We start from the raw sequence: 20852 nt of genomic DNA on the forward strand, positions 1-20852 counted from the left end.
GGAGAGAACAAAAATGAACAAGCATCTTCACCGCATCGTCTTCAACGCCGCGCGCGGCATGCGCATGGTCGTGCAGGAAACGGCCATGAGTGCCGGTAAGGCCAGCGGGGCGACACCCGCCATCGCGGCGGCTGCATTGACCGCCGTGCTGCTGGCGACACCCGGCCATGCCCAGATTGCCGGGGCGCTGAACGTGCCGAACACCCAGCGCCCCACTGTGCTGGTGGCGCCCAACGGCGTTCCGCTCGTCAACATTCAGACCCCGTCGGCTGCGGGCGTGTCACGCAATGTGTTCAGCCAGTTTGACGTCATGGCGAATGGCGTGATCCTGAACAACAGCCGAACCAACGTCTCCACGCAGCTTGGCGGCTGGGTGCAGGGCAACCCGTGGCTTGCCAACGGGCCGGCCCGGATCATCCTGAACGAAATCAACAGCGGCAACCCGACGCAACTGCGCGGCTATGTCGAGGTCGGAGGCCAGCGTGCCGAGGTGATCATTGCAAACCCAGCCGGCATCAGCGTCGACGGCGGCGGCTTCATCAATGCGAGCCGCGCGACGCTCACGACCGGCACGCCGCAGTTCGGCGCACTCGGCAGCCTCGACAGCTTCCTCGTGCGCGGAGGCACGGTCACCATCGATGGTGCGGGGCTCGACGCCAGCACCACCGACTACGCGGCCATCCTGGCGCGCGCCGTCAACGTCAATGCGGCGATCTACGCAACAGACCTCAAGGTCGTCACCGGCGCCAACCAGGTCAGCGCCGACCACAGCCAGATTACGCCCACGGCCGGTACCGGCGCGGCACCCACCTTTGCCCTGGACGTTTCGCGGCTCGGCGGCATGTACGCCGGCAAGATCGTCCTGGTCGGAAGTGAAGCAGGCCTGGGTGTACGCAACGCCGGCAGCATCGGCGCGAGCGCGGGCAACCTGGTCGTCACGGCGGCGGGGCGTTTGGAGAATACCGGCACGCTTGAGGGCCAGAGCGTCCAGCTCAGCAGTGCCACCGACATCGACAACCGCGGCGGCACGATCCGCCAGACCAGCACCGCGGCGCTGACCATCGCGGCGCCCACCCTGAGCAACACCGCGGGTGGCTGGATCGGCAGCGAACCCGTCGCCGCCTCGACGGGCAGCAGCACGGGTACGACGGGAAGCACCGGAACCACCAGCGGCAGCACTGGCGCCACGTCGGGAACCACCACGTCTGGTAGCACCACCACGGGTGCTGGCGCCACCAGCACAGGCACGGGCACCGTCGCTGCCTCCACCCCACCCGCACCCGGCGCCATCACCGCGGGCAGCGCGCTCCTCAACGACGGCGGCAAGATCTACGCAGGCGGCCCCATCACCCTGCAGAGCGCCAACCTCGTGAACAACGGCGGCACCTTGAGCGTGGCGAGCATGACGCTCAACCAGCCGAGCTTCTCCAATGCTGGCGGCACGTTGAACGTCAGCGGTGCCTTCAGTGCCAACGTCGATCATTTCGACAACTCGGCCGGCACCCTGCACGCGGGCAACTTGCAGATCAGCACCACCGGGGATCTGATCAACGTCGACGGCACGCTCACCAGCGACGCCGATGCCAGCCTCGCGGTTGGCGGCAAGCTAGACAACACGCGCGGCACCGTCTCCAGTGTGGGGGCCACGACGGCCCAGGTCACCGGTGCGATCCAGAACACCGACGGCCGCATCGCCAGCGGCGCCAACCTGACGATCCAGGCCGGCAGCGTCACGGGCAGCAAGGGCGCGCTGCAAAGCACCGGCGACCTCGCCGTCACAGCCGCGCAAGGCCTGACCTCGACCGGTACCAACATCGCCAGCGGCAACGCCAGCCTGCAAGGCGCGTTCGTGGACCTCTCCGGCAGCCAGACCGGCGGCACCAACATCGCCATCACCGCGACGCAAGGCGACGTCGCCACCAGCGGTGCGACCGTAGCCACCCCCGGCACGCTGGCCATCACCGCCAACAGCCAGTCCGGCCAGACGCTGGTCAACAGCGCCGGCACGTTGAACGCCGGCCAGTTGCAGATCAACGCCTCGAACATCGCCAACACCAACGGTGGCGAGATCGTGCAAACCGGCACGGGCACCACCACGCTGACCATTGGCGGCACCCTCAACAACAACGCCGGCACCATCGCCAGCGCGGGCGACATCGCTGCCAGCGCCGGTTCGCTGAGCAACCAGGGCGGCAAGCTGCAGGCGGCTGGCAGCTCCAGCCTGAGCCTCAGCGTCGCCAACCAACTCGACAACACTGCGGCCGGCCAGATCCTCGCCGGCGGCAACAGCACGCTGAGCGCCGGCAGCCTCGTCAACGACAGCGGCACCATCATTGCGGTGGGCGATCTCGCGGCAACCGTGACGGGTGCGGCCAGCAACCAGGGCGGCACCCTGGCGGCCAATGGCAACGCGACCGTCACCGCGGGCAGTTTCAGCAACAACGGCGGCACAACCGCCGCGGTCAACGGCAACCTGAACGTCACCACCACCGGCGCGACCACCAATGCAGGCGGCACGCTGCAAGCCGGTGGCGCCACCACCTTGAGCAACGGTGGCCTGGACAACACCGGCGGCAAAGTCTTTGGCGACAGTCTGAGCGTTGACACCCACGGCCAGCAACTCACCAACAGCCAGGGGACGCTGGCGGCCACACAGGCCGTCAACCTGCAGACGGGTGCGCTCGTCAACACGGCGGGTCTGATCCAGTCCGGTGGTGCCATGGTCATTGACACCCACGGCCAGGGCCTCACCAACAACAATGCGGCGGGCTATTCCAACGGCCAGGGCGGGATCGCCAGCGGCGACACGCTCACGCTGAATGCCGGCGGTGTCGACAACACCGGTGGTTTCATCGGTGCCACGGGCGCGGTGGTGGCCAACACGCAGGGGCTCTCGAACACAGGCGGCGGCCAGATCGTCGGCCAGTCGAGCGTCACCCTCAACGCCAACGGCAACACCTTGGACAACAGCGGCGGCCAGGTGCAGGTCGTCGGTGCGCTCACCGTGGCAGCTGCCGGCATCAACAACACCGGCGGCCTGCTGCGCTCGACGGCCACCACCACCCTGAACGCGGCGACCGTCGTCAACGCGAGCACGCAGGGCACGGACCAGGGCATCGAAGGCGACAAGGTCGCGATCACCGCCTCTGACCTGAACAACAATGCAGGCGCGATCCGGGCCAATACGGACGTCACGGTCAATGCCAGTGGCCTTGTGGACAACACCAACGGCCTCATGTCTGCGGGCGGCACACTCGCGCTCAAGGATCCGAACGCGGCCAATCCGGGCGCCAAGACGCTCAACGTCGTCAACACCGGTGGCACGCTGATCGCCAACAACAGCGTACAGATCGATGCCGCCCGGTTCAGCGGAGACGGCTTGCTGCAGTCCGGCAAGGACCTGTCGATCGCGTTGACGCAGGACATCGTCAACAACGCCGAAGTCATCGCCAACGGCAACCTGAGCTACGGCACCACTGGCAACTTCACCAACAACGGCAAGCTGATCGCGGGCGACACGCTCACGGTGAGCGGCAACGTGGTGGAGAACACGGTCAACGCGGAGATGTCTGGCACCGACACCGTCGTGAACGCGGGCACCCTCAACAACCGCGGGCTGATCGACAGCTACGGCAAGACCCAGATCAATGCCGGTGCAGCGGGAGGCCCCTCGGGTAGCGTCAACAACGTAGGCACCGGCCGCATCTACGGCAACGACATCTCGGTGGCAACCGGTACGCTGAACAACGACACGGAAACCATCGGCGGCGTGACCCGGGCGGGCACCATCGCGGCGCGCAGCACGCTCAACATCGGCGCAGGCACGATCAACAACCGCGAGCATGCGCTGCTCTTCAGCGGCAACACCATGGCCATCGGCGGAGCCCTGGATGCCAACCGGCTGGCCACCGGCCAGGGCAGCGTGCTCAACAACCTGAGCGCCAGCATCGAATCGCTCGGCGACATGTCGATCTCGATGGCGCAGGTCAACAACTGGGACACCCACCTCCAGGTCGGGCCTCCCACCACCACGACCAGCAACCTGGTGCAGATTGCTCCGGTGGGTGCAGGTTTCTACGATCTGAACGAGGTCATCTACGCACCCGGCTCGCCGTACGTGTTCCAGCGCAATCCCGATGGCTCGCAGGGTGCCTTGCTCAGCAGCAACGGCTACGGCATCTGGAACACCACCTACCAGGTCACGCAGGACACAGCCATCAATGCCGACCCGGCGCGCATCGTTGCAGGCGGCGATCTCACCATCAACGGCAACCTGCACAACAAGAACAGTCGCGTGGTGGCGGGCGGCACGCTCTCGGCCACCAGCGTCAACAACGAAGCGCTGCAGGGCTCGCGGGTGACCACGGGCAGCACCTTCGTGGTGGACTACAAAGGCGGCACCTACATCGTGAGCACGCCGACCACGACGCAGACGGTTCCGATCGGCGCCTTCGAATACACGCCCAACACCCAGGGCACGAGCGGCTACAACAGCGGCACCGCACCCACCGGCACTGCCAGCGCGAGCGGCGGTGCCGCTGGCGCCAGTGGCGGCACGCGCAACGCCACCATCGTCGAGGTGGCAGCCAATGTGGGCTCGGTGGCCGGCGCGGCCGGCGGTACCGGCCAGTCAGTTCCGATGGTGGTGCGCACCAGCACGCCCAACCTGGGCATTCCGCAGGCCAGCCTGTTCCGCACCACGAGCGGCGGGCGTTACCTCATCGAAACCGATCCGCGCTTTGCGGGCTACCGGCCGTGGCTGAGCAGCGAATACCTGCTCAACCATCTGGGGCTGGATCCCAACAACACCCTCAAGCGCCTGGGCGATGGCTTCTACGAGCAGCAACTCATCCGCGAGCAGATCGCTCAACTGACCGGCTACCGCTATCTGGACGGCTACACCAGCGACGACGCGCAATACACCGCGCTGATGAACGCCGGCGTCACCTTCGCGCAGCAATACGGTCTGCGCCCCGGCGTGGCGCTCACGGCCGCGCAGATGGCGCAGCTCACCAGCGACATCGTCTGGCTGGTGGAGCAGACCGTGACCCTGCCCGACGGCAGCACCCAGCGCGTGCTGGTGCCGCAGGTGTATGTGCGGGTGCAGCCGGGCGACATCGACGGCTCCGGCGCCCTGCTGTCCGGCAACGAGGTGAAGATCGACGGCAAGAACAGCAACTTCACCAACACCGGCACCGTGGCCGGGCGCCAGGTGGTGAGCATCAATGCCAACACCATCGACAACCTGGGCGGGCGCATCGCAGGCGCCAGCGTGGGCCTGAAGGCCCAGCTCGACATCAACAACATCGGCGGCACCATCGCCGCGCGCGACAAGCTCACCCTGGATGCGGGGCGCGACATCAACGTGCGTACCACCACCCAGACCAACATGGGCGTGGCCAGCGGCACCAACATCGACCGGGTGGCGGGCCTGTACGTGACCAACCCGGGTGGCACCCTGGTCGCCAGCGCCGGCCACGATGTGAACCTGATCGGCGCGGTGATTGCCAATGCAGGAACCGGCAAGACCTCGATCACGGCCAAGAACGACATCAACCTCGGCACAGTGACCGAAGCGGGCTCGTCCACCAGCCAGGGCGTGAACGCGAACTTCCAGGGCGGCTATTCGTGGAGCAAGGAGATCGGCACGCAGATCAGCGGCGGCGGCAACGTGGCGCTGGATGCAGGCCATGACGTATCGGCGCGAGCCTCGACGGTGAGCGCCGGAGGCGACCTGAGCGTGCGCGCGGGCAATGACATCACCATCGAGTCGGGGCGGGAAACCTCCGACTTCGGGTTCACGGCCACCTGGGGCACCAAGGGCATCGTCACGCGCACCACCAACACCGTGGCAGGCGAGGCCCATACCAACACGGCCATCGCCAGCACCTTCAGCGGCAACAACCTCGCGATGGATGCAGGCCGCGACATCAACATTGTTGGCAGCGACGTCAATGCCCGCGGCAATGCGACGCTGAACGCGGTGCGCAACGTCAACGTCGTGTCTGCACTCGAAGAGGCTTCGACGAACGTGGAAAGCTCGCGCACCACCAACGGCCTGATCACCTCCGGGCCGCTCGATCACAACCGGGATGTGCAGCGCAGCCACTCCGACAGCATCCAGCAGACAGTGCAGAACGAGCGCGCCGCCAACATCACGGCCGGTGGCAACCTCAGCGTTACGGCTGGCAAGCAGGTCAACGTGTACGCCAGCAACCTCGGCGCCGGACAGGACCTGAACGTCACCGGCCAGGAAGTGACCGTGCTCAGCGGCACCAACTACAGCAGCACGACGGTCGGGAGCAGCAACGATCGGCAGACCGCGGCCGTAACGGGGGTGCCGGTGCGCATGGGGCATGGCTTCAACAACGACAACAGCGTTACCAACACCAGCACCTCGACCACCCTTGCTGCGGCCACGCTGAGCGGGCGCAACGTGAACATCACTGCCACCGACGGCGACATCACGCTGGGGGCGGCCCATATCAACGCCACCGACGTGGCAACGCTGAACGCAACCCAGGGCGACATCAACTTCAACATCGTGCGCACCGGCACCGAGCTCACCCAGACCCGCGGCGAGGGCGACCTGGTGTACGCGCGCAACCGCGACAACGGCCTGCAGACCGAGGCGGCCAACTACACGCAGATCAACGCCGGCCAGCTGACGCTGAATGCGCAGGGCATCAACGTCGAGGTGGGGCGCAATGCGAGCGGCAGCGGTGCCAAGGGGCAACTGGGCTACGTGCAGTCGGTGCAGGACGCGCTGGCGCAGCAGATCGGCCAACCCGGCATGAACTGGCTCAGCCAGATCCAGAACGACCCGGCGCTGGCCAATGTGCCGATCAACTGGAGTTCGGTGCCGCTGGCGAATCGGCATTGGGCAGAGGGCCAGGGTGGGTTGACGCAGGCAGGGGCGGCCGTAGTGGCCATCGTGGTTACTGTCCTGACTTGGGGCGTAGCGAGCGAAGTGGGTGGCGCCGTTGCAACCAGCGCCAGCGAAGGCGTGGCACTCAATGGTGGCGGCTATTTCTTGACTGGAACCGGCACCGTCATGTCTGCAACTGTGGCTGCTGGCGTCAGTTCTATTGCAAGCCAAGCTGCAGTGGGCCTGATCAATCACAATGGCGACATCGGCGCGGTATTAGAGGATCTAGCGTCTAGCCGAGGCGTAAGGTCGATTGTCGCGTCGATGCTATCGGCCGGAGTCGGCGCTGCCTATCCAGCTAGCAGCGGCTTGACTGGCGTGGCCATCCAAACCACCGTGGGGTGTGCGGCCGGAGCATTGACCGGGCAGGGTTGCACGCAGGGAGCAGCCACGTCGGGATTGATCTCTGGTTTGCAAGCTGCGGGGTATTACCTAAGGCAAGACCAAATTCAAAGCTCACAGCTTTTTCAGGGGGTCGTAGACGAAAACGGCAACCTTCTAACCAACACATCAGGATTAAGCGCTGGTATTAATGGGGATGGAATAAAGATCGGCGGCAACCGAGTTGACGTTGGTGAGTTGTGCGGTGTTTCAGGTATTTGCACCAATTTTACCGAGAATCAACCCGTCCCTGCGACTTGGATAAATCCAGTCGATGGCCGTGTTTATTTAAGAGCTGGCATTAGTCTTGAATCGGTTATTACTTCCAACCCTGGCCTGACGCCCAGTCCATTGGGTGGTTTGCAAGGAGGTTTACCGTCTATTGGCGGCATGCCCTATATGCCAGGAAGTTTTTTGGATAAATTGGTTGAATCCTTTGCCGGGCCGCATGATTTCCTCAATGCCGTACATTACTACGATGAATTGGGAAATAATGTTAGAAACGGTGCGTCAGAATTCTGGAATATTATCGATTTACTTCCAGCTATGCCAGTCGGCTTAGCAACCCTCGCGACCCAATATCCTAGTGTTTGGCAGGCGATGGTAAATGCTTACAATAGTAAGCAAAATGAGCAGAATGGACGGCCGTAATATTCCAGTGGTGCAGGAGCTTTCGATGAAGTTTGTATTTTTATTATCTGTGATTATTGTATTTATTTTGGGTGGATGTAGTGTTGAGCGGATAGTGACTGCAAGTGAAATGGATTGGAAGCCCCCAAAATTGACAATGCAAGAGTGTCCCAATCTGAATGGTAATTACACGTACAAGCTAATGCGAAACTACAGCGGAGCATATGAATCCGATCTGATTCATGTCTATGCAGGATCTATATACGTGCTATGGAAAACCGCAAACAATAGCCCCACAACGGGACGACCTCAAACACCACTCAATTATTCGACAGATATTTTGGATTCTCAATCTTATTACATCGAACCTCGCGTAAAAAAGAAAGAAACGACTAATATTGATTCGAAAAATATAACTTACGGAACCCTGCATCTGGAACAGACTGCAACTACTTTAATTCAAGGGAGGCAAGATGAGGCCAGGGTGGTGACAAAACTTGGAACTGAAATGTCTGGCTGCAGTGGGGGGGCTTTAATCCTTAGGCATTTAGAATACAACGGGGGCAACGACTTCGTTCCGCGTACTGCCTCATATGGAGAGTTCGAATTGAGAAAAGGTTCAGACGCCTCATTGATAATCACGGAGCGAAGGCGTCAGAGGGCTATTTCCTTTTCGAGCGGCATGCTTGGTGAGCCCAACGAATACCCTGCAGTGACTCGGTTCTATCAGTTGGCCAACCCGTAGTTGCCCCGTTGTTTCCCAGAGCGGCACGAGCGGTCGGGTTTATTTTGGCAGTATGGACAAACAATGAAATCGGCATCAACGCTTGGAACGACATCAACAGATCGGAGCACGCATCACGGCCAGCGATGCCGCTGTGCTAACCACCAGACGCGACATCAACATCCGCACCACCGCCGGCTCAGACTCCGTCGGTAATAGCAACATCGACCGGGCGGAGAGCCTGAGCTCTTAGCCGGCGAGCCTCTTACTCCGCAGCGAGAAGAAGAGATAGACGAGTTTTGCGGAAGCAGTTGTAGCTTTTCGCATTCTTTCCCAGTGGGCGGAAGGTTACGCTAAGCAACTAGTTGAAGCGGCAGAGGAGTAAATCCTGCCTCTTATAAAAAGATAAGGGAGTAATTAATTTGAAACGCCATTTATTGGCAGCCGCTGCGCTGTCTGCTCCTTTGCTGGGAATCGCCCAGCAATCCCCCACCACCCCCCAACCCTTCGTGGAGCAAGGAGATCGGCACGCAGATCAGCGGCGGCGGCAACGTGGCGCTGGATGCAGGCCATGACGTATCGGCGCGAGCCTCGACGGTGAGCGCCGGAGGCGACCTGAGCGTGCGCGCGGGCAATGACATCACCATCGAGTCGGGGCGGGAAACCTCCGACTTCGGGTTCACGGCCACCTGGGGCACCAAGGGCATCGTCACGCGCACCACCAACACCGTGGCAGGCGAGGCCCATACCAACACGGCCATCGCCAGCACCTTCAGCGGCAACAACCTCGCGATGGATGCAGGCCGCGACATCAACATTGTTGGCAGCGACGTCAATGCCCGCGGCAATGCGACGCTGAACGCGGTGCGCAACGTCAACGTCGTGTCTGCACTCGAAGAGGCTTCGACGAACGTGGAAAGCTCGCGCACCACCAACGGCCTGATCACCTCCGGGCCGCTCGATCACAACCGGGATGTGCAGCGCAGCCACTCCGACAGCATCCAGCAGACAGTGCAGAACGAGCGCGCCGCCAACATCACGGCCGGTGGCAACCTCAGCGTTACGGCTGGCAAGCAGGTCAACGTGTACGCCAGCAACCTCGGCGCCGGACAGGACCTGAACGTCACCGGCCAGGAAGTGACCGTGCTCAGCGGCACCAACTACAGCAGCACGACGGTCGGGAGCAGCAACGATCGGCAGACCGCGGCCGTAACGGGGGTGCCGGTGCGCATGGGGCATGGCTTCAACAACGACAACAGCGTTACCAACACCAGCACCTCGACCACCCTTGCTGCGGCCACGCTGAGCGGGCGCAACGTGAACATCACTGCCACCGACGGCGACATCACGCTGGGGGCGGCCCATATCAACGCCACCGACGTGGCAACGCTGAACGCAACCCAGGGCGACATCAACTTCAACATCGTGCGCACCGGCACCGAGCTCACCCAGACCCGCGGCGAGGGCGACCTGGTGTACGCGCGCAACCGCGACAACGGCCTGCAGACCGAGGCGGCCAACTACACGCAGATCAACGCCGGCCAGCTGACGCTGAATGCGCAGGGCATCAACGTCGAGGTGGGGCGCAATGCGAGCGGCAGCGGTGCCAAGGGGCAACTGGGCTACGTGCAGTCGGTGCAGGACGCGCTGGCGCAGCAGATCGGCCAACCCGGCATGAACTGGCTCAGCCAGATCCAGAACGACCCGGCGCTGGCCAATGTGCCGATCAACTGGAGTTCGGTGCCGCTGGCGAATCGGCATTGGGCAGAGGGCCAGGGTGGGTTGACGCAGGCGGGGGGGCGATCGTCACGATCGTCGTGAGCGTGCTGAGTTGGGGCACGGCCTCAGCCTGGGGTGCAAGTGCAGCACAAGGCGTGGGATTCACGAGCACGGCAGCCGGCACTGCGGGCGGAGCCTTCGCCGGCGCAGTTGCCGCGGGCATCAGCAGCATTGCCAGCCAGGCTGCGGTGAGCCTGATCAACAACAACGGCAACGTCGGCGCCGTGATCGAAGAACTCACGTCGAGCCAGGGCATCCGGCGCATCGTGACGGCGATGGCCACAGCGGGGGCGGTGCAAGGGTTGGATGCCGGACTTGGAATTGGAGGATGGACGGCCAATGGTGCTGCGGCGGGAACCGCGTCCTGGCCGCAAGTGCTTGGACGCAATCTGCTCGACGGGGTCGCAGGCGGCTTGGTATACGCAGCGGTCAATGGCACGAGCGCGGAGGATGCGATCCGCAATGGGTTGCTGAATGGCCTGCTCAATACCGCAGCGTCAGGCAGCGCCCAGTGGATCGGCGGCAACGCGCAGGGCTTCGCCAACGCGTTTGCACATGCCATCGCCGGTTGCGTGGTCGGAGCGGGCAGAGCCAATCTTGGCGGTGCAATCAGCGGGGGCGACGGATGCAGTGCAGGTGCCATCGGTGCAGTGGTGGGGGATCTCGCTGCGCAGTTCTACGATCCGAATCGAACAGGTGGTGCCGCAACAGTCCAGTTCGGCCAGTTGATCGGCGGTCTGGCGGGCGCGCTGGTTGGAGGGAATCAAGCGAGCGCGGACATTGCTTCACAGGCGGCCGGTAACGCTGTTGAAAACAATTACCTCGCGCACAACCCGAACAATGGACGCAGCAGCCAACTCCGTGGTTTTGCAGAAGATCTAGCCCGATGCAAAGCCACTGTAGGGTGCGATGTTGAAGGCGTCTACGCTTACTGGTCGAGCGTTGGGAATACCCAGCAACAATCTGCAAGGGACGCCATCGCCAATTGGGTCGCGACCGGCCAAGCATCCGCCTTGGGTCAAGTCCTTGCGGATACGGCGGGAGCCATGGGGGCCAATCCTGGAGATTACTGCGCTGCTGGTGACGCACGTTGCTATCAGTTCATCCAGCAACAAAACGCGCAGTCGTTCTCTGTTTACCGAGATTTCGCCACCTTGGGAATCTCGATGGAGTATGTGAGCGGCCCGAGGCCGGTAGCAAACATTCCGGGGTTTACCGCGATAGAGTCAGCAACTATTCGTGAAGCCCAATCAATCTTGAGTTCTACCGCCATTGTGCAAATTGAAGCAGCCCATGCCACTGGTCAACCGGCGGCCGTCGTGGTTGGTGGACGGCTTATTCAGTACGAACCCGGATTGCCCGCATCAGGAATGACGTTGTTTGGGGAGAACGGATTCTTGATTGGTCGAGAGGCTTTCGCTTCAGCGCAAGAGTTTCAGCAGACAATCTTGCACGAGTTGTATCGGCTCAACACCAGCGCAGCATCTGCGGGGGTTTCGGGAACACTCGCCACGCGCGAAACGGCGGATGCCGCCACATTCGCGGCGCGTGCCGTTGGTCAGATGAAGAGGTAATCAAGATGATGAGCGTCACAAAAGCGTGGATTGAAGCGGGAAAAATACTAAGTTCAAACGCAACCGCAGAGGTGATTTGCCCAGTCTGCGGTGAAGCTTCGTTGGTCGTCGACGATCGACGCACCGGATCCGTGGTTGAGCGAAATATGACTTGCCCAGTCTGCAAATCTAACAATTCAATCCGATTGTTGCGACCTGAGTCTGAGTAGTTTTATGACTTTAGGCTCCAGATATAACGCTGTTGGCAGCGTAAGCATAAGCAACGCGGTTGTGCTTGATCTCCCGAAAAGCCTCGACGTGAACTCAGCGGAATTGGTGGAAAAACTCGTGGCCGCGCTCGTCGCTCCGTGGGAGCCGGAATGGGCCGTGGTCTGTTCTTCCGCCGTCAGTACTACGCGGCAAACGGATGGCCCATTCCTCCACAAGGCTCTCTACCTTCAGTCGGGCATGGCGTTTTCGCCTGACTTGCCAAGCGACACCGTGATGCGTGATCTGGGTCGGGGACGCTTGTTTCTGCCGGTGCAGGCGCCGTGAGAACGGAACGCCAGTTCAGTGGAGCGTTGCGAAGCCTTTGGCGGTAAATGCCGTACGAGCATTTCGGGATTACCGTTTATCTACGTTGAGATATGCAACTTCAAGGCGAAAATTTTGTCGATCTGATAGAGCCAACAGACGCTCAGATTCAAAAACGACTAGTGGCCCTCCGCAGTTTTGGCAAGCATTCCTATGCGTCACTAACGAATGTAGAAGGCGACTACGTTCAAGTTGCCGGAGGAGGCGTCACTTGCATGGTCGAGCGTTTCAATTTCAAGTCCGGCTGCCGATATCGAGCATTTCACGATAAACCAAGTCCTATCTATCCGGACGGAACTATTCTGGCCTTCGGCGCGGGGAAACTTCGTCTCATGGCAGATGAGTGGTTCATGGTTGACACGGTCGTTGAGATTTTTCTGTGCTTCAAGCATGCGAGGTCCTATTCATCCAATGTGTCATGGCGCGTTGCGCCAGGATTTGAAAAGAGCCCGGATACTCCCCGCGAAAAACGCACTCCATAGTTGCCAAGGACGCGGCGGCGGCAAACCGAGCTAGTGATCTTCTTAGGGCTTCGGTGGCTCGCCGGCTGTCCCCGGCGGCGTTGCACAAGTGGGCAACGGATTTTCAATTGAATCAAATCCCAAGTACGCTCCAGGCAATCTTTGGTGTTCTGAAATCGCCGGCACTGAACCTCGAGACTCATTGGATATATTTCTCATAATTCGGACGGAGAGTTTTCACAACGAGCATGGAGTTGGTTTGAAGCATATCAAGTGCAAAAAATCCGTCTCGCAATAAGTACACGAACGGTCGAATAGGTGGATGTCGGCACGCCGGGTCACCACATCTTTATCGACGTTTTTAAAATGGATCATCTAGATAAAAAGATAGTTGAGGCTGCGCGGCGAAATCGAGCTGCCGGCTATAGCGCTGCGAAGTTGCTGCTGCACCTTAGAGATGAGGCCCATGTCGCAAATGGTCTCGATGCGATGAGGTACTTTATGGAGAGTTTCGGCTGGCCGCTCGCTCGGGCAAAGGCCGTGATGAGTTGGAGTGGTCTAGGCGGCGAGCTCTCGGATGAGCAGATAAATCTGCTAGTGAACCCCTGGCTTCATGAGTAGGCGATTCTCGGACTATCAGACCCAGATCACCAGTGTGACCGCGCAGGCGTACTTCGTCAGTAGCAGCAGGTTTAATGGCGTGGTGAGTAGCAAACGATGAGATTTCGAATCAGAACCGAAGCATCGAAATCTGGAGGCCATCTACGCTACGCGCCCTCTGAATACTCGATCAGGACAGTTGGAGGCCAAGGCGATGCGGTGGCAGCAGCGCTTATAAATGATCTTCAGATTGAACTATCGCTATCAGGACGAGCAATTTCCGTGCGAGGAATGATGCCGCACACAACATGGATTGCTGGCGTAGTTCGCCCACCTGGCGCGCGCACTGGGGTAATCGAAACCACTGATCAACTGACACCTGGGGTCTCGATACGTCTGAATGGGGCTGGACGGATATGGCCTGTAGTTGTTGACGACATATCCGGATGGATTTTTATTGGTTCAGAAAGCGCAGTATCGGTTGACGTCGTGGAGTTTTTGACAGATTGCATCGCTGCAGTGGCTGACCACGCGCTAGTCGGGCTGTGGCTGCGTCCAGAGCGTCCGAGCGCAGCGCCATAAGCCGCGTGCCGTGGTGCATCTAGAATTTCCAAGAATTGATTGATGAAAAAATTCATAAGAGAGCGGGCTTTGATTGTTCTTGGGGCTTCGGTCGTTCTAATAGTTGTTTTGTTTTTAATTTGGCTGTCTAATAGAGGAATTTCAACGAGAAAGGCCCCGGCCCCCTTTGGGCCTGTGGGTATTGAGCTCGAAAAATCTATATCGATCATTGTCGCGCATGACGCAACAACAATGAGTTGTCGCATGTTGTCAAGCAAATTATTACGGTAATTTGTGAGGGATTTTCTATGCCGCTAAAAGAATTGGCCGACGATGCAATGCGCGAGGGATGGGTTTTTCGTCGCGACACAGTCTCCCCAATTTATTTCAAGGGCGCTTATTATTCGCGTGGCTCAGATGCTTTGATTGTCGAATGGGATAACAATGAAATTGTCCGATCTGTTGCAATTATCAGAAATTTCTAATCCGACAGGATCCAGCAGACAGTGCAGAACGAGCGCGCCGCCAACGTCACGGCGGGTGGCAACCTCAGCGTCACGGTCGGCAAGCAGGTCAACGTGTACGCCAGCAACCTCGGCGCCGGCCAGGATCTGAACGTCACCGGCCAGGAAGGGACCGTTCTTAGCGGCACCAACTACAGCAGCATGACAGTCGGGAGCAGCAACAATCGGCAGCCCGTGGCGTGACGGGACGCCAGTACGTTAATGCAAGTGTTGGCAAGCGCACAAGTCTGGCGGCACTGAACGAGAGAGTCGCCGCTGGAGGCAACAGTACCGGTCAACTGCTGACTTCAGACCTTGTTGCCGTGCAACTGGTTTGCCAGCGAAAACCTAAATAATTTGGATGCTGGAGCCGGACGCTAGTATGAATTACACAAGATTTGTGCGCGCTAGCAATGTTGCCAAATATCGAGAATTTAATATGAGTGATGCTGGAAAATCTCTACGTCAATCTCATAAAAACGCATTAATTAACTTGGGATTGGAAGATGCTTCGGCATTGGATTTGTTTCCCGACTACGTTGGAGGGCGATACGGAGATGCTTTGGATGAGTGGCGATTTGCAGTTTCAAAATTCGTGAGGCTGGCTTTATCGGTCAAATTGATGGCGGTAAAAAATGGCCTCGGGTATTTTGATGACGATGCAGATTCTGCCAATATTGAGAATATTTACAAAAACACCTCTATCGACGAGGATGCTTTGTGGATGGGCGTTCAGTTCGTGGCAACCGATATGCTCAGGAAAATATTGACCGAAGAAATAATTTATACTTGGATGGCCTTCAATTATGAAATTAATCAGTCACTTTCTTCAGCGTTGTGGGGAAATTATTCGCTAGTGAGTCGAGAATTGAAGCGCAACGATTGACCGAATGGTGCCCGTACGGTATTTGACTTTCTTCGTGCACCAATTCCAAATATTTTGAGGCGACTGATGATTGCTGGGGATCCCAATACGTTTGCGCTCTGTTGGAACGAAGTGCCTTCGTGGTCGACTGCAAGTTTACAAAATGGGTTGTTGTTGGTTTTGATGGGTGGCGAAATGGTGGGCGGGCAATTTTATCGCGCTACCTTAGGGCCTGAGCTATTGAGAATGCGTGGAGTGGTCGAGAAAATTGCCAATGCAGACGTGATCTTGTCGGCGAGTGTTTGTAAAATCGAGGTTTTTCGTGGTTTTAGTCGGGAATATTGTGAGGGTGGCGAGGATGCCAAAAGCTTCCATCTAATTTCTCCATGATCTTTGATTGACGATGGGAAGTATATTTTTCATGCATTTAATGATGATGGCACGGAGCGGATTGTTTATGCCGACGATGGTGGTCAAGTTAAGCAACTGATCTCGCCTCAAGGAACGGTTAAAAGAGTCTTCCAGTTGGCGATCGAGTTATTTTCTGCATAAGAAGGTTTGCGCGCCACGCCTGCTTGGTTTGGCTCGCTTACCGCGCACCTTGCTTGAGCCCAAGACCATGGACTGACCTAGGATAAGACCCCATGAGCTGGAAAATCATCCTTCTCTCTGCTGTGCTTTGTTCGGATGCGGGTGCGACGAGCATCAGGTTTAGCCAAGACGTGACACTCTTGTTTGAGTCACGTTCGTCAATTGTTGCGGCGTCAGCAGTTCGCAGTCTGGTTGGAGCTCTCGAACAAGTCGCTCAGAAGTGCGCGACTTACGGCGTGGAGGTGGCCGTCTTGGGGGCAGCCATCGATCCGGCGCGCCGCACCATTGCAGTCGACCGAAATGAGTCCGTCCGTCGCGCATTGATTCAACTGGGTGTCACACCACAGCGGATCTATGAAGAGACCTTCGACTTGGGACGTCCGCCCATGTATTTGCGCAGTCAAGTAACTCCCAACGCGGTCGAAATGCAGATCGTTTGCGTCCCCGGGTAAGGCATCGCCTTCGGCCGTTGGTGGCAGTTTGCATCGGCCCGGTTCAGGTCATCCTTACGCGCCGATCAACTTCTCAACCGTACGCAGATTCCGCGTGGTGATGCCGGCCTTGTAGCGGGGCTTCGCAAGGAGCTTGGCCACTGGCGTGTCGGTACTGCTGCCGCGCGGGCATTGCCAGTACAGCACGCCTTTGCCTGCTTTCAGTTGCTCGACGTTCGCATCGACCGTGCCGGCCTGCTCCAGCAATTCCTTCAGCACCGCGGCGTCGGAACTGAACACCACATACGGATGTCGTTCGTCGTCGATGCGCTCGAACGGCCAGGCGGTCGCGACCTTTGCCAGTTGGGCCTGCGTTTCAAGCACGATCCACGCGTCGTAGCCGAAGCGTTCGCGCAAGGCGCTCTCGATGCGTTTCTTGAGCGCCGCCGTGACGCCCGGCGCGTCGAACAACACGTTGCCGCTGGCCAGCACGGTTTGCACCTCGCCCAGGCCGAGTTCGTCGGCAAACAGCTTCTTCAGGTCGGCGCTGCGGAGGGTGATGCCATTCACATTCACCCCGCGCAGCAATGCGACGCAGCGCATCAGGGGCCCAGGCTCAGCGCAGCCCGCCGCCGGCGCCGCCTTCGACGCGCTGGATCAGCTCGATCTTGTAGCCATCGGGATCGGTCACGAAAGCGATCACGGTGCTGCCGCCCTTGACCGGCCCGGCCTCGCGCGTGACGTTGCCGCCCGCCGCCTTGATCTTGTCGCAGGCCGCGTAGGCATCGGGCACGCCCAGCGCGATGTGGCCGTAGGCCGTGCCGAGCTCGTAGCTGTCGGTGTCCCAGTTGTAGGTGAGCTCGATCTCGGCCTGCGCGGGGTTGCCCTCGTAGCCGACGAAGGCCAGGCTGTACTTGTATTCGGGGTTTTCGGAGGTGCGCAGCAATTGCATGCCGAGCACCTGGGTGTAGAAGTCGATCGAGCGCTGGAGGTTGCCAACGCGCAGCATGGTGTGGAGAAGTCGCATCTCGTGTGGGTGTCTGTTGTTGTGGGGAAGAACTTCTATTGTCTGTTTTGCGCGAGCTCGAGCAAGTGCGCCTCGTGCTTGCGCAGAAACTCGCGCAGGTGCTGCGGATATTCCGGCACCACCGCATCGCGCACGCTGGGCCGCGCCGCCAGCGCATGCCGCCATGCATTCACCTTTGGCAGGGCATCGAAGATGTGCGAATTGCTGATGTCGTCGAACACTTCGAAGTATCGAAAGATCGGCGCAAAGACCGCATCGACCAGGCTGAAGTGGGGGCCGGCAAAGTACGGCCCCGCGCCCAGCGCGGCTTCTATGCGTTCGAACTTGGCCGCAAGTGCCAGGCGCTTCTGTTCGAACACTTCGGCGTCGCGCGTGGTTTCGTACCCCCACAGGTCGCCCAGGATGGCCGAGCCGAATTCCATCCACGCGCGGTGTTCGGCACGGGCCAGCGGGTCTTCCGGATGCAGGCGCGGGCCCGGCTGGGTTTCTTCGAGGTATTCGCAGATCACGTTGCTCTCGAACAGCACCGCTTCGCTGCCGTCGGGCCGCTGAAGCCGCAGCAGCGGCACCTTGCCGAGCGGCGAGATCGCAACGAACCAGTCCGGCTTGTTGGCAAGGTCGATCACAACGCGCTCGAAGGGCACGCCCTTCTCGCCCAGGGCGATGGCTGCGCGCTGCACGTAGGGGCACAGCAAGTGGCTGACGAGGGTGAGGGGCTTGGACATGGCGTTCGGGCTGCGGAAAAAGCGGGGTGGATGTGCCGCAATTCTTGCGGCCCCGAACAACCTTTTCCCGGAAAGTCCATTCACCCGATGGGCGCCTTGTGCTATTTGGCGGTGTCCAGCCAATGCGTGACCCGGCCGCCGTGCATCACGCCGATCCGGTCGGCCATGGCGCGGGCCTCGGCCTCGTTGTGGGTGACCAGGATGGCGGTCTGCCCCGCGCGCTTGAGGATGGCGCGCACTTGCGCTGTGAGGCGTTCGCGCGTGCCGCCGTCGAGGTTCGAAAAAGGCTCGTCCAGCAACAGCAGCGCGGGAGAGGGCGCCAGTGCGCGGGCCAGCGCAACGCGTTGCTGCTGCCCGCCCGAAAGTTCATGCGGAAAGCGCTCGCCGGCATCGGCCAGGCCGACCAGCGCCAGCATTTCGGCCACGCGTGCCTGCTGTACTCCACGGCTCGAACGGCGCAGGCCGAAGGCCACGTTCCGGCTCGCGGACAGATGGGGAAACAGCGCGTATTCCTGAAACATCATGCCGACGCGCCGCTGCTCGGGCGGCAGGTGGACTTGGGGCGAGGAGAGCGGCACGTCGCCGAGCCGGATCGTGCCGGCGCGCAGCGGCTCGAAGCCCGCAATGGCCCGCAGCACCGTGGTCTTGCCGCAGCCCGAGGGGCCGAACAGGCAGGCGATTTCGCCCGCGGGCAGGGACAGCGAGAAGTCGTTCACCACGGTGTGCAGACCGCGTGGCGTTTCGTAGTCGAGCTGGATCGATTCGACGAAAAGAGGGGAGCTCATGCTGTATCCGGGCCGGGCAGGGCCGCTGCCGTGCCCAGTTGATTGCGTGCCAGCAACACCACCGGCAGCAGGCCCACCACCACGATGGCGAGCGCGGCGATGGCGCCTTCTTCATAGGTGCCGCGCGCCGCCTCGGCATAGAGCCAGGTGGCCAGCGTGTCGAAGTTCGCGGGCCGCAGCAGCAGCGTCGCGGGCAGTTCCTTCATCGCATCCACGAACACCAGCAGCGCGCTGGTGGCCAGCGCCGGCGCCAGCAGCGGCAGGTGCACGCGGCGCAGCGTGCCGCCGGCCGTTTCGCCCAGCAGGCGCGAGGCCTGCTCGAGCGTGGGCGGGATGCGGCTGAGGCCGGCCTCGATGCCGCCGACCGGCATCGCGAGAAAGCGGATGGTGCAGGCGGTGACCAGCACGATGCCGGCGCCCATCAGCGGCAGGTGGCGCAGACCGAAGGCATCGGCCAGTGCGTTGTCGAATGCGAGGGCCGGCGTCAGCAGTCCGATGGCGAGCACCGTGCCCGGCACCGCATAGCCCAGTGTTGCCAGCCGAGCCGGGCCAGCGCCAAGGCGAGGGGCGCTGCCGGCGCGCAGTGCACGGGCGCTCCAGGCCACCACGAGTCCGGCCACGACCGCCGCGACGGTGACGCCGCCCGCCAGCGCCACCGTGTTGCCGAAGCTCGTGACCAGTGCCGATGAAACGCCATGGCCCAGCCGCAGTCGCTTGGCGGTTTCCCACACCAGGTAGAGCGCGGGGGCGGCGAAGCCGATCAGCACGGGTGCAGCGGCAGTTGCGGTCGCGGCCCAGGCCGCAGCGCCGTGCAGCCGGCGCGGTTGCATCGGCCGCATGCGTTGGCCCGATGCAAAGCGTTGGTGGCGGCGGCCGTGCCGCTCGAGCAGCACCAGCAGCACCACTGCCAGCAGCATCGCGCAGGCGATCTGCGCCGCGCCGGCCAGGTCGGAGCGCGTGATCCAGGTGGTGTAGACAGCCACGGTGAGCGTGTTGACGCCGAGGAACTCCGAGGCGCCGATGTCATTGAGCGTTTCGAGCAGCGCGAGGCTCAGCCCCACGGCCAGTGCCGGTCGTGCCAGCGGCAGCGCAACGCGAAAGAAGGCGCCGCTGCGGCTCGCGCCCAGCGTGCGCGCGGCTTCGAGCAGGTGCGCCGGCTGGGTCATGAACATGGCGCGCGCCGTCATGTAGACGTAGGGGTACAGCACGAAACCGAGCACGAAAATCGCGCCCGGCAGCGAGCGCAGATCGGGCAGGCGGAACTCGCGCGGGCTGTCGTAGCCGAGCAGCCAGCGTATCGCGCCCTGCACGGGGCCGATCGGGTGCAGCAGGTCGAGGTAGGCGAAGGCCACGATGTAGGTCGGCATGGCGAGCGGCAGCAGCAGCGCCCAGTGCAGCACGCCGCGGCCCGGAAAGTCGCAGGCCGACACCAGCCAGGCGCAGCCGGTGCCGATCACCAGCACCAGCACGCCCACACCTGCGAGCAGCAGGGCGGTTTGCAGCGCAGCCGTGGGCAGCACGTACTGCGCGAGGTGGGCCCAGTGCGCGAAGTCGCCGCGCAGCGCGAGCCAGAACAGCGTGGCGACGGGTGCGAGCACACCCAAGGCGATGAGCCAGGCAGCCGACCGCCAGGCCACGCCAACAGGCTGCAGGCCCGCGAGCGGGCGTGCGAAGAAACCCAGCGCGGCCCACGCAGGCAGGGGCCGCGGCAGCG

Annotated in this window: 16 protein-coding genes; 11 read left to right on the forward strand and 5 right to left on the reverse strand. The window is 61.3% G+C overall.

What is annotated here, in order from left to right; genetic code table 11:
• Positions 1 to 13 precede the first annotated feature (13 nt).
• From QTI05_RS17300 to QTI05_RS17350, 11 genes are all read left to right on the forward strand, one after another.
• A complete protein-coding gene (locus QTI05_RS17300) occupies positions 14 to 7960 on the forward strand; it encodes a two-partner secretion domain-containing protein (RefSeq protein WP_286624927.1) in 7947 nt (2648 codons plus the stop codon).
• Positions 7947 to 8684, forward strand: a complete 738-nt coding sequence (locus QTI05_RS17305) for a hypothetical protein (RefSeq protein WP_286657830.1) — start codon at positions 7947 to 7949, stop codon at positions 8682 to 8684. Before QTI05_RS17300 ends, QTI05_RS17305 begins: the two co-directional genes overlap by 14 nt.
• A 531-nt stretch (positions 8685 to 9215) precedes the next feature.
• Positions 9216 to 10484, forward strand: a complete 1269-nt coding sequence (locus QTI05_RS17310) for a hemagglutinin repeat-containing protein (RefSeq protein ID WP_444812916.1) — start codon at positions 9216 to 9218, stop codon at positions 10482 to 10484.
• Positions 10485 to 10537: 53 nt separating this feature from the next.
• Complete coding sequence (locus QTI05_RS17315; protein ID WP_286624930.1) at positions 10538 to 12016, forward strand: DUF637 domain-containing protein; 1479 nt, start codon at positions 10538 to 10540, stop codon at positions 12014 to 12016.
• 213 nt (positions 12017 to 12229) lie between these two features.
• Positions 12230 to 12550: a hypothetical protein gene (locus QTI05_RS17320; protein WP_286547338.1), complete on the forward strand. Its 321-nt coding sequence runs from the start codon at positions 12230 to 12232 to the stop codon at positions 12548 to 12550.
• Positions 12551 to 12642: 92 nt separating this feature from the next.
• The gene (locus tag QTI05_RS17325) at positions 12643 to 13071 is read left to right on the forward strand and encodes a hypothetical protein (protein ID WP_286624925.1); all 429 of its coding nucleotides are present in this window, start codon (positions 12643 to 12645) and stop codon (positions 13069 to 13071) included.
• Between the two features lie 297 nt (positions 13072 to 13368).
• Positions 13369 to 13671 (forward strand): hypothetical protein, encoded by a 303-nt coding sequence (locus QTI05_RS17330; protein WP_286547341.1) that lies wholly within the window; start codon positions 13369 to 13371, stop codon positions 13669 to 13671.
• A gap of 1046 nt (positions 13672 to 14717) precedes the next feature.
• The gene (locus QTI05_RS17335; protein WP_286547344.1) at positions 14718 to 14918 is read left to right on the forward strand and encodes a hypothetical protein; all 201 of its coding nucleotides are present in this window, start codon (positions 14718 to 14720) and stop codon (positions 14916 to 14918) included.
• 178 nt (positions 14919 to 15096) lie between these two features.
• The gene (locus tag QTI05_RS17340) at positions 15097 to 15600 is read left to right on the forward strand and encodes a hypothetical protein (RefSeq protein WP_286624924.1); all 504 of its coding nucleotides are present in this window, start codon (positions 15097 to 15099) and stop codon (positions 15598 to 15600) included.
• A gap of 66 nt (positions 15601 to 15666) precedes the next feature.
• Positions 15667 to 15969 (forward strand): Imm42 family immunity protein, encoded by a 303-nt coding sequence (locus tag QTI05_RS17345; protein WP_286624923.1) that lies wholly within the window; start codon positions 15667 to 15669, stop codon positions 15967 to 15969.
• Between the two features lie 254 nt (positions 15970 to 16223).
• Complete coding sequence (locus QTI05_RS17350) at positions 16224 to 16622, forward strand: hypothetical protein (protein ID WP_286624922.1); 399 nt, start codon at positions 16224 to 16226, stop codon at positions 16620 to 16622.
• A 54-nt stretch (positions 16623 to 16676) separates the two neighbouring features.
• Here the strand turns inward: QTI05_RS17350 and QTI05_RS17355 are convergent, their stop codons facing one another.
• The 5 genes from QTI05_RS17355 to QTI05_RS17375 all read right to left on the reverse strand — a co-directional run bounded on the left by QTI05_RS17355 (position 16677) and on the right by QTI05_RS17375 (position 20850).
• Entirely contained in the window at positions 16677 to 17204 is a 528-nt protein-coding gene (locus QTI05_RS17355; protein ID WP_286624921.1) for a DUF1697 domain-containing protein, read from the reverse strand.
• Between the two features lie 13 nt (positions 17205 to 17217).
• On the reverse strand, positions 17218 to 17628 hold the full coding sequence (gene gloA, locus QTI05_RS17360) for a lactoylglutathione lyase (RefSeq protein ID WP_286624920.1): 411 nt from the start codon (positions 17626 to 17628) through the stop codon (positions 17218 to 17220).
• Positions 17629 to 17663: 35 nt separating this feature from the next.
• Positions 17664 to 18353: a glutathione S-transferase family protein gene (locus tag QTI05_RS17365; protein ID WP_286624919.1), complete on the reverse strand. Its 690-nt coding sequence runs from the start codon at positions 18351 to 18353 to the stop codon at positions 17664 to 17666.
• Between the two features lie 101 nt (positions 18354 to 18454).
• Entirely contained in the window at positions 18455 to 19138 is a 684-nt protein-coding gene (locus QTI05_RS17370) for an ABC transporter ATP-binding protein (RefSeq protein ID WP_286624918.1), read from the reverse strand.
• Positions 19135 to 20850, reverse strand: coding sequence for an ABC transporter permease (locus QTI05_RS17375; protein ID WP_444812930.1), 1716 nt, complete (start codon positions 20848 to 20850; stop codon positions 19135 to 19137). Before QTI05_RS17375 ends, QTI05_RS17370 begins: the two co-directional genes overlap by 4 nt.
• Positions 20851 to 20852 lie beyond the last annotated feature (2 nt).

It is taken from the genome of Variovorax fucosicus (assembly GCF_030316825.1).
GTDB classification, from domain to species: domain Bacteria; phylum Pseudomonadota; class Gammaproteobacteria; order Burkholderiales; family Burkholderiaceae_C; genus Variovorax; species Variovorax fucosicus.

What these genes read in the sequence shown, in the direction of transcription:
- QTI05_RS17300 (WP_286624927.1), top strand. Translation starts at nt 14, where the DNA reads ATGAACAAGCATCTTCACCGCATCGTCTTCAACGCCGCGCGCGGCATG.
- QTI05_RS17305 (WP_286657830.1), top strand. Translation starts at nt 7,947, where the DNA reads ATGGACGGCCGTAATATTCCAGTGGTGCAGGAGCTTTCGATGAAGTTT.
- QTI05_RS17320 (WP_286547338.1), top strand. Translation starts at nt 12,230, where the DNA reads ATGACTTTAGGCTCCAGATATAACGCTGTTGGCAGCGTAAGCATAAGC.
- QTI05_RS17325 (WP_286624925.1), top strand. Translation starts at nt 12,643, where the DNA reads ATGCAACTTCAAGGCGAAAATTTTGTCGATCTGATAGAGCCAACAGAC.
- QTI05_RS17340 (WP_286624924.1), top strand. Translation starts at nt 15,097, where the DNA reads ATGAATTACACAAGATTTGTGCGCGCTAGCAATGTTGCCAAATATCGA.
- QTI05_RS17345 (WP_286624923.1), top strand. Translation starts at nt 15,667, where the DNA reads ATGATTGCTGGGGATCCCAATACGTTTGCGCTCTGTTGGAACGAAGTG.
- QTI05_RS17350 (WP_286624922.1), top strand. Translation starts at nt 16,224, where the DNA reads ATGAGCTGGAAAATCATCCTTCTCTCTGCTGTGCTTTGTTCGGATGCG.
- QTI05_RS17355 (WP_286624921.1), bottom strand. Translation starts at nt 17,204, where the DNA reads ATGCGCTGCGTCGCATTGCTGCGCGGGGTGAATGTGAATGGCATCACC.
- gloA (WP_286624920.1), bottom strand. Translation starts at nt 17,628, where the DNA reads ATGCGACTTCTCCACACCATGCTGCGCGTTGGCAACCTCCAGCGCTCG.
- QTI05_RS17365 (WP_286624919.1), bottom strand. Translation starts at nt 18,353, where the DNA reads ATGTCCAAGCCCCTCACCCTCGTCAGCCACTTGCTGTGCCCCTACGTG.
- QTI05_RS17370 (WP_286624918.1), bottom strand. Translation starts at nt 19,138, where the DNA reads ATGAGCTCCCCTCTTTTCGTCGAATCGATCCAGCTCGACTACGAAACG.